The organism is Synergistaceae bacterium, from assembly GCA_031267575.1.
Lineage (GTDB): Bacteria > Synergistota > Synergistia > Synergistales > Aminobacteriaceae > JAIRYN01.
Map to the genome: position 1 here is coordinate 17,991 of JAIRYN010000016.1, position 17,273 is coordinate 35,263.

General features: G+C 53.1%; 17 protein-coding genes. 12 read left to right on the forward strand and 5 right to left on the reverse strand.

The window, feature by feature from the left end:
- Window positions 1-219: 219 nt before the first annotated feature.
- The 4 genes from LBJ36_02030 to LBJ36_02045 form a co-directional block, all read right to left on the reverse strand.
- Window positions 220-474, reverse strand: a complete 255-nt coding sequence (locus LBJ36_02030) for a GntR family transcriptional regulator (GenBank protein ID MDR1377816.1) — start codon at window positions 472-474, stop codon at window positions 220-222.
- A gap of 13 nt (window positions 475-487) precedes the next feature.
- A complete protein-coding gene (gene feoB / locus LBJ36_02035; GenBank protein MDR1377817.1) occupies window positions 488-2,530 on the reverse strand; it encodes a ferrous iron transport protein B in 2,043 nt (680 codons plus the stop codon).
- Window positions 2,527-2,898 (reverse strand): ferrous iron transport protein A, encoded by a 372-nt coding sequence (locus tag LBJ36_02040; protein ID MDR1377818.1) that lies wholly within the window; start codon window positions 2,896-2,898, stop codon window positions 2,527-2,529. The genes feoB and LBJ36_02040 overlap by 4 nt, the downstream gene beginning before the upstream one ends.
- 94 nt (window positions 2,899-2,992) lie before the next feature.
- Entirely contained in the window at window positions 2,993-4,174 is a 1,182-nt protein-coding gene (locus LBJ36_02045; protein ID MDR1377819.1) for a helix-turn-helix domain-containing protein, read from the reverse strand.
- A gap of 475 nt (window positions 4,175-4,649) precedes the next feature.
- Between LBJ36_02045 and LBJ36_02050 the strand changes: the two genes are divergently transcribed.
- From LBJ36_02050 to LBJ36_02095, 10 genes are all read left to right on the forward strand, one after another.
- Window positions 4,650-6,935, forward strand: a complete 2,286-nt coding sequence (locus LBJ36_02050; GenBank protein MDR1377820.1) for a polyribonucleotide nucleotidyltransferase — start codon at window positions 4,650-4,652, stop codon at window positions 6,933-6,935.
- 4 nt (window positions 6,936-6,939) lie between these two features.
- Window positions 6,940-7,392 (forward strand): dUTP diphosphatase, encoded by a 453-nt coding sequence (gene dut, locus LBJ36_02055; GenBank protein MDR1377821.1) that lies wholly within the window; start codon window positions 6,940-6,942, stop codon window positions 7,390-7,392.
- Between the two features lie 352 nt (window positions 7,393-7,744).
- Window positions 7,745-8,113 (forward strand): 6-carboxytetrahydropterin synthase QueD, encoded by a 369-nt coding sequence (gene queD / locus LBJ36_02060; GenBank protein MDR1377822.1) that lies wholly within the window; start codon window positions 7,745-7,747, stop codon window positions 8,111-8,113.
- Between the two features lie 9 nt (window positions 8,114-8,122).
- A complete protein-coding gene (gene folE2, locus LBJ36_02065) occupies window positions 8,123-8,911 on the forward strand; it encodes a GTP cyclohydrolase FolE2 (GenBank protein ID MDR1377823.1) in 789 nt (262 codons plus the stop codon).
- 87 nt (window positions 8,912-8,998) lie between these two features.
- Window positions 8,999-9,889 carry a hypothetical protein gene (locus LBJ36_02070; GenBank protein ID MDR1377824.1) on the forward strand — a complete coding sequence of 297 codons (891 nt, stop codon included), beginning with the start codon at window positions 8,999-9,001 and terminating at the stop codon, window positions 9,887-9,889.
- Complete coding sequence (locus LBJ36_02075; GenBank protein ID MDR1377825.1) at window positions 9,883-10,587, forward strand: YggS family pyridoxal phosphate-dependent enzyme; 705 nt, start codon at window positions 9,883-9,885, stop codon at window positions 10,585-10,587. Before LBJ36_02070 ends, LBJ36_02075 begins: the two co-directional genes overlap by 7 nt.
- 103 nt (window positions 10,588-10,690) lie before the next feature.
- Window positions 10,691-11,113, forward strand: a complete 423-nt coding sequence (locus LBJ36_02080; GenBank protein ID MDR1377826.1) for a cell division protein SepF — start codon at window positions 10,691-10,693, stop codon at window positions 11,111-11,113.
- A 3-nt stretch (window positions 11,114-11,116) separates the two neighbouring features.
- A complete protein-coding gene (locus LBJ36_02085) occupies window positions 11,117-11,923 on the forward strand; it encodes a DivIVA domain-containing protein (protein MDR1377827.1) in 807 nt (268 codons plus the stop codon).
- Between the two features lie 5 nt (window positions 11,924-11,928).
- The gene (recG, locus tag LBJ36_02090; GenBank protein ID MDR1377828.1) at window positions 11,929-13,986 is read left to right on the forward strand and encodes an ATP-dependent DNA helicase RecG; all 2,058 of its coding nucleotides are present in this window, start codon (window positions 11,929-11,931) and stop codon (window positions 13,984-13,986) included.
- Window positions 13,987-14,125: 139 nt separating this feature from the next.
- Entirely contained in the window at window positions 14,126-15,625 is a 1,500-nt protein-coding gene (locus LBJ36_02095) for a YifB family Mg chelatase-like AAA ATPase (protein MDR1377829.1), read from the forward strand.
- A gap of 397 nt (window positions 15,626-16,022) precedes the next feature.
- On the opposite strand, the gene LBJ36_02100 is transcribed toward LBJ36_02095, so the two are convergent.
- Window positions 16,023-16,724 (reverse strand): hypothetical protein, encoded by a 702-nt coding sequence (locus LBJ36_02100; GenBank protein MDR1377830.1) that lies wholly within the window; start codon window positions 16,722-16,724, stop codon window positions 16,023-16,025.
- On the opposite strand from LBJ36_02100, the gene LBJ36_02105 reads away from it, so the two are divergent.
- Together LBJ36_02105 and LBJ36_02110 are read left to right on the forward strand one after the other, a co-directional pair.
- Window positions 16,717-17,037, forward strand: a complete 321-nt coding sequence (locus LBJ36_02105; GenBank protein MDR1377831.1) for a hypothetical protein — start codon at window positions 16,717-16,719, stop codon at window positions 17,035-17,037. The genes LBJ36_02100 and LBJ36_02105 overlap by 8 nt on opposite strands.
- Before the next feature lie 20 nt (window positions 17,038-17,057).
- Window positions 17,058-17,273, forward strand: a 216-nt coding sequence (locus tag LBJ36_02110) for a hypothetical protein (GenBank protein MDR1377832.1), incomplete at its 3' end; no start/stop codon positions are given.

Here is a 17,273-nt window from a genome sequence, read left to right on the forward strand (position 1 = left end):
TTCCAAGATGGTATACAGAATGGGCAACAGGCGGAATTGGAAATCACATAAAACCGTTGTTTGCAACAGTTTGTAACGCATTTACCGTTTTCTCACCCATGGTGTATTTCAGTGCGCCCGCGTCTCCCAGAGCAATATGAGCAGAGCAATATGAGCAGAGCAATTATGAGGATCAACTTTCAGCGCTGATGGTCATCGGAGTTCCATCAGCGTTGGATATTATGTATTTCTCTCGTACCATTTAATTTCACGGCTATCGCCGCAAGTCCATTGGCAGCATTTTCCGCCCCATCCCAGACATTTATCGCAGCCTCCGTTTTCGGCATTCCGTCTCATCGCGCGCAAATACCCAAGCTGAGTCAGCCGTTCCAGGGCCGATGACACAGTTTCATTAGAAACGCCCAATTCCGCGGCTATCTCTTGCGGAAGAATCGTTAATTTGGCCTTCATCCCATCCAAAATCTTCATTAACATGACAATTCATCCTCTAAAAAATCAGCCGCCCGACGTGATAGGCCGCAAAGCTCATCAGCAAAGCCATGCCGATGTAATAAAAAGCGATGCGCATCGTCCACTTGATGCTATGTGTCGCGCTCGCCATCGCGCCCATTGTCACGACGCAAGGCATGTTGAAGAAGAATCCAAAGATAAACGCTAGCGCTTGGGGTTTTGTGACGGAAGCCAACAGATTAGCCGTGAAATCGCCCATTACACCCGCCTCTTGCACCGCGAGGCCGGCCAAGTTCACGCCTTCCCCTGTTGCACTGAACAGCGCTCCAATGACACCCAGAGACGCTTCCTTGCCCAGTCCCGAAATGACGAAAGCGATGAAAAGCTGCCAGGTCAAGCCGAACCACAACGTGATGGGCTCGATGAATTTCCCGACAATATAGACCACGCTGCGGGTTATATCACCGCCCGGCGAATAGGAAAGCGCCCAAAACACGACGGCTACCAGTATGATCAGGCGCAAGGCGCGGAACAGCACGTCGCTCATCCGTTGCCAGACAAAACGGAACAACAGCCATGGATTGGGTTTGTGGTAGGGCGGCAGCTCCATAATCAGCCCTGTTCTGTCGCCTTCGGACAAAAATAGGTATCCAAATATCTTCGACGTGATATACATATGCAGCAACGCCACGCCAAAAAGGGCCAGAATAATCCACACCGTATTGTTGCCGAAGAATGTGTAACCCATCAAGGCAACCACGCCCCACACGCTTCCGCAGGGAATGACCAGGCTGATGGATATGGCCAGCATTCGCTGCCTCCACGAGTCTATGACGCTGGTTCCGGCTACTCCTCCAATGTTGCAGCCAAAGCTGACCAGGAAGGGCATGATGGCCTTGCCATGCAGGCCCAGGCGCTGCATGGAGCTATCGAACACGTAGGCGATGCGCGCCATGTATCCGATTTCCTCCAGGAATCCGAAACACAGGCTGATGGCGGCCACGTAAAACGACATGCCCAGCGCCATGATCGCTCCGGGTAAAATCGCGTCGCAAATAAGCGAGACGAGAAACGGTGTGATATGGATTGCATTAAGAGCGGAGGCCAGGTCCGCGGAAACTGTACCCATTGACAAGAGCAGTGAGAAAGTGAAAGGTCCCCCAATGAGCTGAGAACAAATCAGCGCGCCGATGATCGCGCAAACGGCGATCAGTTTTCCCCAGAAACGGGACGTGGCGAGCCTATCGAACCAGCCACGCCGCGGGTGAGCGCCGAAAGGCGCGACAACCGCCTCTTCCACAATGCTGTGAATCCAGCGGAATTTGCAATCTGATGCTATGAGTAGGCCGTCTTTCTGCGTGGACAACGCAGACAATAAAGCCTCGACTTCCGCCCAATTCTCGGTTTTTTCGATCACACGCGCCAGAACCTGTGAGTCTCCTTCCAAGAGCTTCACTCCCGTCCAGACGCGGGAGCGCCCTGGCAGATCGGGAAGGCATTCCATGAGTTCGTCCCATTTAACCCCGAAGGCTTCTTTGTAGAGGATCTCTAATTTGCCGGCATCCAAGTGGCCGCCCGTGATCCCTCCAGACTCCAACATTTTGATCAGCGGCGCGAGCCCGTCTTTCCGCACGGCGGTCACCGGCAGGACAGGAACGCCCAGCGCCGCGGATATGGCCTTGCTGTCGATGATCTTGCCCTGTTCTTCAGCCACATCCACCATATTCAGCAAAATCACGATAGGCCTTTCGATTCCCGCGTAATCGGAGAGCAGGAACATGCTCCGCTCCAATTGAGACGCGTCCAAGATGGCCAGGATCATATCGATCTCGTCGTTTACAATGGCATCCCGCGTGATGACTTCCTCATCGGAATTGGCGCGCAGGCTGTATGTACCCGGCAGGTCCAAAATCCGATACTGCTTGCTTCCGATTGTGAAGTAGCCTTCTTTCCGCTCTACTGTTTTGCCCGGCCAGTTTCCCACATGCTGCCGCGAGCCCGTAAGCGCATTGAAGACCGTGGATTTCCCGGTATTTGGCTGACCCATCAAACCAAATGTTTTCATCACCACCATGCTCATGACGCCGTCTCCACGGTGATTTGCCTCGCTTCTCGGCCGTTTACCGCCAGCATGGTGTCACGAGCGTAGACCAGCACCGGAAGCCCGCCCCCTTTCTGCAATATCTCCAGCTTCGTCCCGGGCGTCAACCCCGCCGACGTAACGCGGGAAATGAATCGTCTGTCGCCGCTGATTTCCTTAATAATGTAAAAATTCCCCTTTTTTACTTCCGCCATTGTCATGGCTTTGCCTCCTATGTCGTGAATTTTGACGCGCCCGCCGAATGCGGAATGACAATATCCGCAGCCACAACCTCGCCGTGAAAAGATTCTCCGTGCCGCTATCACGAAAAACAAAAGAATAATCCCACTCACAAGCAGATTTTCCATGGAAGACCTCCTTCAATTAACACATGTTTTATCTTTCAAACTAAAAATAGTTTGACATAAAAGTTGAGAAAGCGCTACTCCATTCAGGCGTAATTTATTCCTTTTGGACAGAAACTTTTCGGTATTCTGATGGGACAAGACCCATGCGCGACTTAAAGGCCGCTGAAAACTTCGCGTGGGTTTCATAGCCCACTCTCGCGGAAATATCGGCGACAGAGCTGTCAGTTTCCCGGAGCATAGCGGCCGCAGCTTGTAAACGGTATTCGCGTATGTAGTTATGGATGGATGCCCCGAATATAGACTTAAAGCAGCTTTTCATCGATGTGAGCGGTATATCGAACTGCCTTGACAGTTCATCCTGCGTAAACTGTTCCTCCATATGAGCTATAATGTGGTTACGTATGCCTTTCACTTTGTCTATCTGCGTCCTGTAAAAATACCGGCGATGTTCTTCTGTCACACTCACTTCCATAGTGTCGAGATAGAGCATGAGTTCCATCACTTTCAGCTTGATGTAACTTTCCTTTACGATGTCCCGCGCCTCGTAAAGATCGGAGAAGAGGCGTTTAAGGGAATCCACGCACTGCGTGATAAAAAAAGGCCGCGCTTTACAAAACTTTTTTTTAACGGCCGCTAGGTCTATTTTCAATTCTCCAAGCGTGTCGGAGATTTTTTCGATGATTTTCGACGCGAGCGGAATATCCACAAAAATTGAGATGCCATGGTAGCGCGATAGCGGGAAAAATGACGATCTTAGAACACAGGACATGAGCGCGACCATCATGTCACCTTCGCTGATATAGGTATGCTCGCCATCTTGAAGCTCGACCTCGAACCGTCCTTCGAGGCAATAGCTGATTTCCATTACATTCTCCGCGCCGGCAAACGACCTGATGGCATGTCCCTTAAATTCGGACATGTGCATATCGCTGTACAGCAGCTTAATGCCGGGAGAGATGTGATACATAGTGAGAACCCCGTTCCCTGTGTCATTTTCAATTTGACAGAGCATACAGCTTTCGTTTCGGGAGAGGGTTTTTGCGCCTAATTCCAAGAGGTCGGTATATATTCGTTTTTCGGTATAATAGCAAATCATGTCATTTGCGTTTTTTTTCGCCCTTCCGTCGAAGGGCTTTTTTGTATTTTGCGGTACGCACCATGTACGTCCAATACGCATAGCCTCCGCAATCTTTCCTCCCTCGCACAGCTTCTGCACACGCCGTTGCGAAATTCCCCAACGCGCTGCCGTTTCTTTAACGGACATGTAACCGATCATCCCAAAGCACTCTCCGATAATATTGCTTCTTTATGTTTTCTTTATGTTTTCTTTGCGTTTTCTTTGTATACGTGATAACAGATATAGAGGAATATTACCATAACCTTTTAGGCTGCGAAACAGAGCCAGACGCTCGCAGACTCGTTGCGCGGCCTCACAAGGAACGTCCATTCACAAGGAACATCCATTCACAAGGAACATCCCATTCACAAGGAAAGCCCATTCACAAGGAAAGCTCATTCACAAGAGGAACGTCCATTCACAAGGAACGTCCGTCAATTGGAACATCGACACGCGCAATTCTATATTGAAAGGGTTGGTGAACCGTGATTTTCGTTTCCGCGACGCCTGGTCGGGTTTTGCGCTTTCATGCGCGCCACGCTTGAAATCTATTTGGAGTAAAACTCATCTTGTGCTATTCTAACTTCCGTCTACAGATAAATACGGAAGAAATGAACGAGGAGGAATGTGCGTAATGGAAAAGGAATTTTCCGTTCAGATCGGCGAGAAACCGCTTGTGTTTCGTACCGGAAAATTGGCGAAACAAGCAAACGGGGCCGTCTTCGCGTCGCAGGGGGAGACAACGATCTTGATTACGGCCTGTGTAACGGACACGGCGCGGACAGGTATAGATTTTTTCCCGTTATTGGTGGATTTTGAGGAACGTTACTATTCCGCTGGTAAAATTCCAGGAGGCTTTATCAAGCGAGAAGGACGCCCCACGGAGTCCGCTATATTGAGTTCGCGGGTGATTGACCGGTCGATACGCTCGCTTTTCGACGACAGAATGCGCAACGACGTGCACGTTGTCGCCACGGTCATGGCCGTGGACCAGATCTACCCCCCCAACGTTCTAGCGATCAACGGAGCTTCGGCGGCTCTGGCCATCTCCGGCATCCCTTGGGGCGGTCCAGTGGGTGCAGTCCGAATCGGATTAATGGATGGTAAACTAATCGTGAATCCCACTGAGGAACAGATGAGCTCGTCTTCTCTGGACCTTCTGGTGGCCGCTCACGATGATGGCATCACTATGGTGGAGTCTGGGGCTGCCGAGGTATCGGAAGAACTTCTGGTTGATGCCATCGACCTGGCTCAGAACGAAATCAAAAAACTCATCGCTTTGTTCCGTCAAATGAGAGACGAGGTTGGTAAACCGACCATAGAGGTCACCCTGCCGGAATCCCATCCAGAGGTAGACTCCTGGATCATAGAAAACCTGGATTCAACCATCGACGCCGCCGTTCGCATTCACGAAAAGAAACCCCGATCCGAAAAAATAAGCGCGGCAAAAAAAAGCGCCAAGGTACATTTCGCGGAGTCCCATCCTGGGTTGGAAGATTACATTTCGTCCTGTGTGGACGAGCGCGTCAAGAAGATCATGCGGTCCATCATCGTAAACGAAGGCGCGCGTGTGGACGGAAGAGCTATGGATCAGTTGCGTGAAATCGGTTGCGAACTGGGAATCCTTCCCCGCGTCCACGGCTCGGCGCTGTTTACGCGAGGAGAAACCCAAGCCCTGGCCGTGACGACCTTGGGCATGGTGGGCGAAGACGACCAGGTCCTGGATGGCATCAAGCTGGACGAGCCCGCCAAACGCTTCATTCTGCATTACAATTTTCCTCCTTACTCGGTGGGCGAGGTACGCGCTATGCGCGGCCCGGGTAGACGCGAAATCGGTCACGGAGCCCTGGCCGAGCGCGCGTTGCGCTACGTGATTCCCTCTGGAGATGAATTTCCTTACGTTATCCGGGTCGTCTCCGACATTCTGGAGTCGAATGGTTCCAGTTCCCAGGCCAGCATCTGCGGCGGCAGTCTGTCCATGATGCACGCCGGCGTGCCGCTGCGTAAACACGTGGCGGGGATCGCTATGGGCCTCATTAAGGAAGGGGACAAAATCCAGGTCCTGACCGACATTCAGGGACTGGAGGATCACTATGGCGATATGGACTTCAAGGTGGCTGGGACGCGAGACGGAGTGACCGCCCTCCAAATGGACAACAAAGCGGGAGGCATCACGCGGGAGATTTTGCACAACGCTCTGAATCAGGCCAAAACTGCGCGCCTTCAGATCCTGGAGAAAATGGAATCTCGGATCTCGGTCCCAGACAGCTTGTCGCCCAACGCGCCGCGCATCTACAAGACGACGATCGACCCCGAAAAAATTCGGGATGTTATCGGTCCCGGCGGGAAGACGATCCGTAGCATCACCCAGAGGGCGGGAGTTAAGATCAACGTGGAAGACTCCGGGGACGTGAGCATCGCGGGTTCTACGCAAGAACGGGTGGACGAGGCCCTCTCCATCATTCGCGGGCTCACTAAAAACCTGGCGGCTGGAGAGATTTACCACGGCACTGTCACTCGCCTCATGGCTTTCGGCGTTTTCGTGGAGTGTTTACCCGGAAAAGAGGGTTTGTTGCACTTGAGCGAGGTCAGCACTCACCGTGTCCCCAAGGTGGAGGACGTCTTCAAACCCGGTGACAAGGTCTTGGTTATGGTCAAGGAGATCGACGATATGGGCAGGGTGAACTTGACGCGCCGCCGCATCGTGTTGGACGAGGCCAAAGTCACCCAGGCCGGATTCGGACACTGTTTGCCCGATGAGCGAGAGCGCGAGAACCTGATCGAAAGTGTCGCCGAAAACGCGCCTCCTGCCGCTCCTAGAGGCGACAGAGACAATAGAGATCGAGACCGCCACGATAGAGGAGATAGGGGAGGACGCGAGTATCGACCCTACAGTGGAAGACCTTCCAGGAAAGATTGAGTTTATGTCTCAAGCCTTGATTTCCATTTTTCGGACCGAGAGGGCTAAGAAATTTCCCCTACCGGCCTACGCGACTCCTGCCTCGGCTGGAGTTGACCTTCGGGCGGTAGAAGGGTGCGCGATTCAGCCGGGAGAAAGAAGGCTCATCCCCACGGGCATCAGTATCGCGCTTCCCGTGGGTTACGAGGCTCAGGTACGACCCCGCAGTAGCCTAGCTCTGAAGCAAGGAATCATCCTGCCCAACAGCCCCGGGACCATTGACGCCGACTACCGAGGGGAGATCAAAGTGATTCTATTGAATCTGGGAGATTCCCCTTTTACGATAGAACCGGGTGATCGCATCGCCCAGATGGTGGTGGCGCCGGTGAGCCAGGTGAATTGGGCGGAAGTCGATACATTGAACGATTTGCGCGAAACAGAACGAAGCGAAGGCGGTTTCGGCAGTACGGGAAGATAAAGGTGACCAACATCGGCCCCCGTACTGTAGAGACGCACAGTTGTGCGTCTCTATTATGTGTCTCTACTAGATGAGAGTAGGGGGGTAATACATAGTATCTAAATACATAGTATCTCATAGTATCTCATTGAAGGCAGAATTTACGATTGATTCTGGAGTCTGGTAAATGGCTCATATATGTTCCAATAGCTACTGATGTTATAGCCGAAAATCAAGACCACGTAGTGGCTATTGCCCCGGACATCCGAACGTTTGTATGTAGAGACAGTGTGTCTCTACTGTAAAGAAGACTATGCGAAACGTATTTACTAGTTATAAGTAGGTATTAGTACGCTGAAGGGATCGAGTTGAAGTGTTACTCCGAAAAGAATTTACCTTCGACGCAGCGCATAACCTGGTTCATTATCACGGCAAATGCGAGGCTCTTCATGGACACACCTATCGCTTGGCTGTGGTGTTGGAGGGCGTTCCAGACGAGGAGGGGATGATTCTCGATTTCCGAGAGTTGTCCCAGATCGTGAAAAACCGCGTTGTATCGCGCTTGGATCACAGTTATATCAATGATATTCTCGAACAACCTACAGCGGAAAACATCGCGTTTTGGGTGTGGGACCGGATTATAGAAGAGGTTTCGCGCCCTAACTGCAAACTTTTCTGCCTGGAAGTCTGGGAGACGCCCACCAGTTGCGTGACCTTGAGGGCCGAAGATAAAAAGAGCTAAAGACGGGCGATGAGAGACGTACAGAAGGATAAGGATTCCAGAAATATCGCTATCGACCGGGTGGGGGTCTGCGGCGTCAGCTACCCGATCCTGGTGATGGACCGAGACAGCGGCGCTCAAAATACGGTGGCCTCCATTGCCATGTCGGTGTCGTTGCCCCACGAGTACCGCGGAACTCACATGAGCCGCTTCATCGAAACCCTTGAGGAGTACAAGGGCAAGGTGGGGCCGGCGACCCTGGAGGCCGTAACGAAACGTCTGTGCGAAAAACTAGACGCGACGGAGGCTGAGATCGAGTTTCAATTTCCCTATTTTGTGCAAAAAAACGCGCCTGTGTCGGGCATTCCCAGTTATATGCGCTATGAGGCTAGCCTTGAGGGGATATACAAACAAGGCGTTTTCGACATGGTTTCAGGAGTGGGAGTTTCCATCCAGACTCTTTGTCCCTGTTCAAAAGAGATTTCCTCCTGCGGTGCTCACAATCAACGCACGATGGTACGCCTTCAGGTGAGAATGAACGAGTTGGTATGGTTCGAGGAGATGATCCAGATGGTGGAAAATTCTTCATCCACGCCCCTCTTCACTCTATTGAAACGCGAGGACGAAAAACACGTGACGGAGCAGGCTTACGCCAATCCTCATTTCGTGGAGGACGTGCTGCGAGATCTAGCCGTGAAGTTGAACGATAATGATCGGATCGACTGGTATCGCGTCTCGGTCAGGAGCGCCGAGAGCATCCACAATCACGACGCGTTTGCGGAGGTCTGCCGGGACAAAAGAAGTCTAAAAGAAACCTAAAATCATAAAAACCGAAACGCTATGCGCCCAAACAAAAGAAAACGCCCTAGACAAAACAAAAGACGCGTTCATAATGAATGGGTTTTTTTGAAAAAAATAGTTTACTATTTGACTATCTTGACCTTGGGGTTGGGAGTGGTCAAGGTGTATATCCTCTGGCTGGACAACTATAACGCGTTGCATCCCGACGTAGTACAGGCAATGGCGATGGGTTATGTGGAAGAGCTTCCTCTAGAGGGCATTTTGATCTGGGACGAAGATATCATCATTACGCCTCGGGATGGAGTGTTGACCTATCCTTCGCCCTTGCCGAGGCGAGTGGCGAAGGGCGAGGCTGTGGCCGCGGTGGATGGCGTCGCGATTAAGGCAAGTGTCACGGGATATTTTTTCCCCGCCCTAGATGGACTGGAGGGCAGGTGGGTTTATTCGCAGTTGTGGCCCGCTTCCTCTCGACTGACTTCGCGGGAGGTTAGACTTTTGGAAAACGGTTCTCACCTGAACAAAGGAGATCCCGTGGGTAAACTGGTGCCCCAACCTCAGGATTTGCGCTGTATCGCCTATCTTGACAAAACTCTTTCGCTGGAGCGGGATATGAGACGGGGGTTCATCGACATCAAGACGGAACCTTATGGCAAAAGCTTTCAGGCAGTGATTCGTGCGTCCGACAATGTGGGGCAGAAGGCGAAGGTCTATATTACTTTACCTTTTTTCCCGCCGGAGGCATTGAGAAGCCGGTCTTTTTTTTGCAGCGTTCTGACGGGAGACCGACACGGCGTGTCGCTTCCCGAATCGGCGGTGATCGTGCGAGAGGGGAAGTTGGGAGTTTTTATGGTCCAGGGTAGCGTGACGGAGTTTACCGAGGTGGAAGGGTTTCCTGCGGGAGAGGGTAATTTTTTCATTACAAAGGGCGTCGTGCCGGGCAACGTAGTGCTTCTGTATGCTAACAACGCTAAAGAAGGAGTCATTAGACTTTGGTAGAAATAATAGACACGATAAAAGAGCGTGTCCTGTCCGTGAGGGAGAGGATGGAACGGAGCGCCGCCCGTGTCGGGCGCCGCGCTTCTGAAATTCAGTTGATGGCGGTCACGAAAACTCGCACAAAGGAGGAGATGTTGGAAGCCGCCTCTTTAGTGGATGTGCTGGGCGAAAATCGAGTGCAAGAAGCCTCCTCCAAAAAACGAGATTGGCCCGGCTCCATGAATGTCGCGTGGCATCTGATCGGTCACCTGCAGAGCAACAAAGTCCGCAAAGCCCTGAGTGTGTTCGACGGGGTGGACTCGGTGGATTCCGTGGGGTTGGCTTTGGCCGTGGAACGGATCGCGGCGGAAACGGACCGCGTCGTTCCCGTGCTCTTGGAGGTCAATACATCAGGAGAGGCCGCCAAGACGGGGGTTGCCCCGGAGCATTTTCCTGAACTGCTGGACCGCGCGTTGGACTGCCCTCACCTGAGGTTGGACGGTCTCATGACTATAGGTCCTCTGACGGAAGCTGAAGCGGAGGCGCGAAGGGCTTTCGCCCGATTACGTGAAATGGTTTTGGAGGCTCGGCATAAATCAGGGTTGTTGTTGTCCGTTCTTTCTATGGGTATGAGTGATGATTTCGAATGGGCGATCCTGGAGGGCAGCACCGTTGTGCGGATAGGAACAGCGTTATTCGGAGCCAGGCATGGCCTATAACGAAGCTCGAGGACAACGATAAAATTTCGTTACTAGAGTTTTTTCATCTTGTATAATAGAATAATATAGGCTTCTCTGGCTTCGGAGAGGGGGGCATAAGCGAGTGTGGAGAAACGTGATGCAACTTTTCGGCTTCTATGGAGAAGAAGACGAAGAAGACGAATATCCAGAGTATGACGAGGAGCCTCAGCTTAGAGGTAAGAGTAGGCAGACTAAAAAAAACAGAACCGGCAGGAAAGAGGTGCCCCGAGCGAAGCCTACCTCCCCTGCATTGGTTTTTTTTAAAGGAGTACCATCAGAGGATATCAAACTTCGGCTGCGAGATGTGTTATTGGGTGGGACAATGGTGCTTCTGGATCTTCAAGACCTGGATAAAGAACATTTGCAAGGAGAAGGGAATAGTTTTCTTCATTTTATGGGAGGCGTGGCCTTCGCGCACAGAGGACAGATGGAGCAGATAGGGCCGTTTCTTTTTGTCATTACCCCACGTGAAGGAATGTTGGAATGTTGGCCGGGGGAGGAATAACCGATGTCGGATCTTTTAACCGCCAAGGATGTTGAGCTGAAAATATTCAAAAGGGCGTCGTTTGGGGGGTACGCTATCCCTGACGTGGAGGAATTCCTAAACCAGGTCGCCGAGGATCTGGAAGCCTATGTCTTACGGCAGAACGAGATGCAACGACGCGTCTTCGAGCTGGAAGAGTCTTTAAAGCGCCACGAAGCCATGAAGGACACAATCAAAGACGCCCTCATCCTGGCTCAAAACGCCGCCAAGGAAAAAGAAGACGAGGCCAAGCACCAGGCTGAACTGATCCTAGCCAAGGCCCAGGCGAAGATCGGCGAGTTCGATTTGCAAGGCCGCCGCCGCCTGGAAGAAGCGGAAAATTCCGCCGACAACACCATTGCCGAGGCCAGAGCCACCGCGGCTCAGATTATCAGAAAGGCGGAAGAAAAAGAGGACGAGGCCCGGAGAAAACTCGAAAACACGGATGTGGATGTTGCCAAACGCATCGCCGAGGCCAACGATCGGGCCAGCGACATCACGGCCGCGGCTCGCCTTGAGGCGCGGCGGGTGACTAGCAAGGTCAAACATGAAATCGAGGAAAGCAAGCGCGAATTGAACCTCCTCCAAGTGGAGAAACGGCATTTTTTGAGAGATACCTCGGAATTGGTGTCCGTATTTGCTCACATGCTCGAAGACGCGGGGCGAAAGTTGGAGAAAAGCAGTCAGTCCTTGGATGAAGGGGAGCATTCACCCAAACAGGAAGCGGGTAGAATGACTTTGTCTTTTTCGCCTGTAGTCGACGAGGCTGACGACGAGGTAGCCATCTCCTGAGCCTTATTTCGCTCGCTTCACCGGTTCGGTTCGTCAAGGGCGTAGGCGAAGCGCGGGAGCGTGTTTTTTCCCGTTTGGGCGTCAAGACGGTGGAGGACCTTCTGTTTTTTTTCCCGCGACGTTATGAGGATAGAAGAAATATTACGCCGCTTTCCGCTCTGATAGAAGGAGAAATGGCGTCGGTGATCGCCGAGGTTGTCTCCTTCGAAAGGCGTCCTACATCGCGTCCAGGCCTGGAAATCGCGTCGGCCTTTTTGGGCGACGGAACAGACGTGGCTAAAGCGATATGGTTTAATATGCCTCGGTGGGGAGACGCCTTGACCCCCGGCGTTCGAGTCGCGCTTTATGGCAAAGTGGAAAGGCGAGGCGGTTTACAGTTGACCAACCCGGAGTTCGAGGTGTTGGATAACTCTGCTCCGGAGTCTGTGGGGCATATTGTGTCGGTTTATTCTGCGACGGCCGGCCTTCCTCCAAGATGGATCCGCCGTGTTGTTTCTACGGCTTTGGCGCGCCACTTGTCCGAGATAGAGGATTTTGTTCCACCTGAGATACGACAAAAATACGCGTTTGGGGACCTGCAAGAATCGGTGCTGGAGCTGCACCGGCCTCAAGGGCGTGAGAGCTGGTTAAGGGCGAGAAACCGTTTGGCCTTTGATGAGCTTTTTCTTTTACAGATAGGCTTGCTATTGCGCAAGATGAAACGTGTAACGACCCAGAAAAGCTCCATATTGAAACCGGCGGAAAAATTTCGGTCTTTTTGGCAATCTCTGCCTTTCCGGCCCACAGACGCTCAGATCCGAGCCATCGAGGAAATTTTGTCCGATTTGTCCTCGGACGCCCCCATGAATCGTCTGCTCCAGGGCGACGTAGGTTCCGGGAAAACCATAGTTGCCGTGGCAGCTCTGGTGACCGCCGTAGACGGTGGCGTTCAAGCGGCTTTCATGGTTCCCACGGAGATCTTGGCCCAACAACATTTTTTCAGGCTCAAAAACCTGCTTTCGGGGCTCGGTGTTCGGGTTGGCCTTTTGACAGGAGCTCTTTCCTCTCGTATTCGCAAGGAAACTCTCGAAGCGATTGCTTCCGGTGAAGCCCGGATTGTAGTGGGGACCCATGCGGTTTTCAGCGCGAAGGTCATTTTCAAGGAACTGGGGCTCGTAATCGTGGACGAACAACATCGTTTCGGGGTTTTGCAGAAAAACGCACTCCTGGCTAAAACCCATTCACCCCACGTGTTGGTCATGACGGCAACCCCCATTCCCCGCACCCTCACCCTTTCCATCTATGGAGACCTGGACGTGTCTATTTTGGACGAACTCCCCTCTGGGCGTAAACCCGTGAAAACCTATCGCTTGGGGTTTTCATCGGCTCACCAGACGAAATTACGGAGTTTTATCCGAGAAACAGCCCGGCGGGGGCGCCAGATTTACTGGGTTTGCCCTCTGATTGAGGAAAGCGAAAAGCTAGACGTCACCGCGGCGTACATCCGCTTCCAGAACCTGAAAGAAGAACTGTCCGAGTTGCGTATCGCCCTGATTCATGGACAGTTGCCTGCCGACGAAAAGGAGACCATCATGACGGCCTTCGCGGCGGGCGAAATTGATATTCTGGTGGCTACCTCCGTCATCGAGGTGGGGGTTGATGTGCCTAACGCCACCGTCATGGTCATTGAGGACGCCACTCGTTTCGGCGTCGCGCAGTTGCATCAACTTCGTGGTAGGGTCGGCAGAGGCGATGAGGAAAGCCATTGTATCCTTTTGGCCGGAAAATCCACGCCTCAGGGCACGGCGCGGCTAGACGCCATGATTTCCACCTCCGACGGTTTCAAGATCGCGGAGATGGATCTTCTCCAACGGGGACCCGGCGAAATTTGCGGCGTCCGCCAGCACGGCGTCACCGATTTTCGCGTGGCCGACTTGGTTCGCGACCATAAGCTCTTGGAAATCGCCAGAAAGGAAGCGGCCATTCTAGTGGAAGCGGATCCTGAATTGAAAAACGCGCGACCTCTGGCGGAAGCACTGATGTCTCGGCTGGGCGCGGCCTTAGATTTGGCGGGAACGGCTTGAAAGATATGCCAATATGCTAATAAAGAAGCCAATAAAGAATATGTTAAGATAAATAATCAATCGTAAATAATCAATCAATGACACAAAGTAACGACACAAAGTAATGACACAAAGTGTAGAGAGAATGGGGAGAAGGCCCATGAACCACATCGGAGCGGTGACGTTACAGGGGATGGAAGCTATTCCCGTAGAGGTAGAGGTCGAGATCACAGGAGGGCTTTTTTCCATATCGATCGTGGGGTTGCCCGACATTGCGGTGAAAGAGTCGAGAGAACGAGTTCGTGCCGCTTTGAGAGCGGTGGGGTTGCCCCTAAAGGGGCGGGTGGCGGTCAACCTGGCTCCAGCCGATCTTCCCAAAGAGGGCGCGTTGCTGGATCTGCCCATTGCTCTGGGTATGATGTGCAGCGCGGGACTTTTGAAATTGGACAAACCGGCTTTGTACATGGGGGAACTAGCGTTGGACGGACGGTTGCGCCGCGTCCGAGGTGCTGTTCCCGCCGCGTTTCTGGCTCGCGCCCAAGGTATTCCCCTTTATGTTCCCAGAGAAAACGCGGACGAGGTGGGGCTGGTAAAAGGCGTGGAAGCTTATGCCGTGGGGGACCTGATGGAGCTGATCTCCATCTTGAAAGGGGAGTCCCAGGTAGAGCCCGTAATCCAGTCGCCCTCCCCTGATGACGTGGTGGTGGTGGACCCCGATTTCAGCGACATCAAGGGACAGGTCGCCGCCCGCCGTGCCGCCGAAGTAGCCGCGGCGGGGCACCACAACATCTTGCTGGTGGGCTCTCCGGGCAGCGGAAAAACCTTGATCGCCCGGGCTTTGAACGGGATTTTGCCCCCTTTGAACGATGAGGAGCTGATCGAAACCCTGCTGGTTCGTAGCACGTTGGGTCTCCTCCCTGAGCCGGGACGGAGACGGCCTTTTCGGACGGTGCACTTCACCGCCAGCACCGTCTCCATCTGCGGCGGAGGGTCGTCCCTCCGGCCGGGAGAGGTATCTCTTGCCCACCGAGGAGTTCTCTTCCTCGATGAATTTACGGAATTTAGAAGAGATTTGACCGAAAGCCTGCGGGCTCCGCTAGAGGACGGTCAAGTAGTGGTGAGCCGCGCGGCAGGAACGGTGACGTATCCGTCGCGGGTGCTTTTGGTGCTGGCGGCGAACCCTTGCGCTTGCGGACACTTGGGCGACTCGGTGGAAAAATGTATCTGTTCATCGGTGGAACTAAGTCGTTACAAGCGCAGGTTGTCGGGCCCCATTCTGGACCGCATCGATCTACAAATTTCCGTGCCTCGCCTTCTGCCGGAAGAACTTTTATCGTTTTCAGGCAACGCCGAGAGCAGCGAAACCATCCGTCGGCGCGTCTGCAAGGCGAGAACTTTGCAGCAAGAGCGTTGGGAGCCTTACGGTTTTTCCTGCAACGCGGAGCTGCCTGAGAAGATCGTGCGCCGCCATTTGGAGCTCTCGACCGAGACGCGAGATTTTCTCGCGGGCATGGCAAGCAAGTTACGATTGTCGGGACGGGGCATCAGCCGTGTGCTAAAAGTCGCGCGTACCATCGCGGACCTGGCTGACGAACCTCATCTCCAAATCCACCATTTGGCGGAGTCTTTGATGTACCGCCGAGGGGCGGTAACAGAATAGCCAACAATCCAAGCAAAAATCAACGGGACGACGTTCGGGTTCTTTTTTGACATTTTGACATAAGGATTGAACCTTGAAAACTGGATATATGCGCTTATTCAATATGTATCAAATCAAATCACCGCTATAGGTGATTATACTGTCATATTCGTCTAAGGGCGATGTCAACAGCCTTGTCACCCTGATGTACTCCACTACATCTTTCATTTACATCTTTCATTTACATTTCATTAGCGCGATGCCTTCGGGTGTGCTACCGGGAAGCGGGCAAAACTCCATCGAATTTTGCCCGCCAAATGTCCGGTGTTCTGTTGCTCCGGGGCGCTGAGGGAGCGATAAAACCATACCTCCGCGTCCCAGATACTACTTACTCTGCCAGCTTTTCTGTGATCGTTTTTTAGTCGCGCTTCGCCCAGACCATCATGCTGACTAAGCCTAAGGCCAACAGGGCGGTCATACCCGCACCCGTGCTACACCCGCCGCTGGGACTGCCGCGAGTAGGCATCTCGTCGTCTGGATCGTCGGTGCCGGGGTCATCAGTGCCAGGATCGTCGGTTGCGGCAATGTAAGTGACCGCGTAGACTGAGAGATGATTCGTCGTGAAGGTGGCCAGGCCCCTCTCGTACTTCACTCCTGTCTGCGGCTGAGTAGTTCCGTCTTCGGCGACGTGAATGACCCCGACTCTGCTATCGACTTCGTTCGTTTTCCGCGTGTAGGGCAGGCCGATGGTCAATTTGCCGGTAGTCTCGAAATCCTCCAGCTTCGCGTTGTTGACAAACAGGGAAACGTCGTAGACTTCGCGCACAGTGTCGCCGCTCAACGTCTCTTGCTGCGCCTCGGTCAGTTCCTCCAGCCGCGCTTCGTCCTCTTTGGCGATGACGACTTCGACCGTGGCGGCATCCTCGCCTTGCGCTTTCTCAATCAGATCTTTCATCGCGTCGGTGTTCAGGGTAACCTCGCCGACGTTGGAAGCGATCTTGATGTTCTTAACCTCGCTATCCGCGACTATTCTCAGGTCACTGACGGGGATTGCAACCCTGACTTCCTTGATATCAATCGGTTGACCGCTTACATCGACTGGCTTATCGATCTTGATCACTATCGTAGGTTCCGTGCCGTTAGCGTCGGCCGCTTTGATAGCGGCGTCGATGATCGTCTGCGTTATCGATCCCGTGGAGATGGTAACGGTCGCTACGCCGGTGCTTACATTGCCTTTTACCTCAACGGGCAGGATAACGGCGCCATCATCGTCGATGTCAGGCGTTTCGGGGTCGTTGGTGCCGGGGTCGTCAGTTCCTGGGTCGTCAGTGCCTGGATCGTCGGTTCCGGGATCATCCGTGCCAGGGTCGTCAGTGCCGGGGTCATCAGTATCAGGGTCGTCAGTACCGGGGTCGGTGGTTGCGGCAATGTAAGTGACCGCGTAGACCGAGAGATGGCTCGTCGTGAAAAAGGCCATACCCCTATCGTTGTCGTACTGCCTGCCCTCGTTCATTTGTTGGGTAGTGCCGTCTTTGGCGACGTGATAAACCCAAATTCTGTCACCGGCCTCACCCGTTTTCAGCGTGTAGGGCAGACCGATGGTCAGTTTACCAGTCTCAGTCTCGAAGTTCTCGACCTTCGCTTCGTTGATAAGCAGGGAAACGTCGTA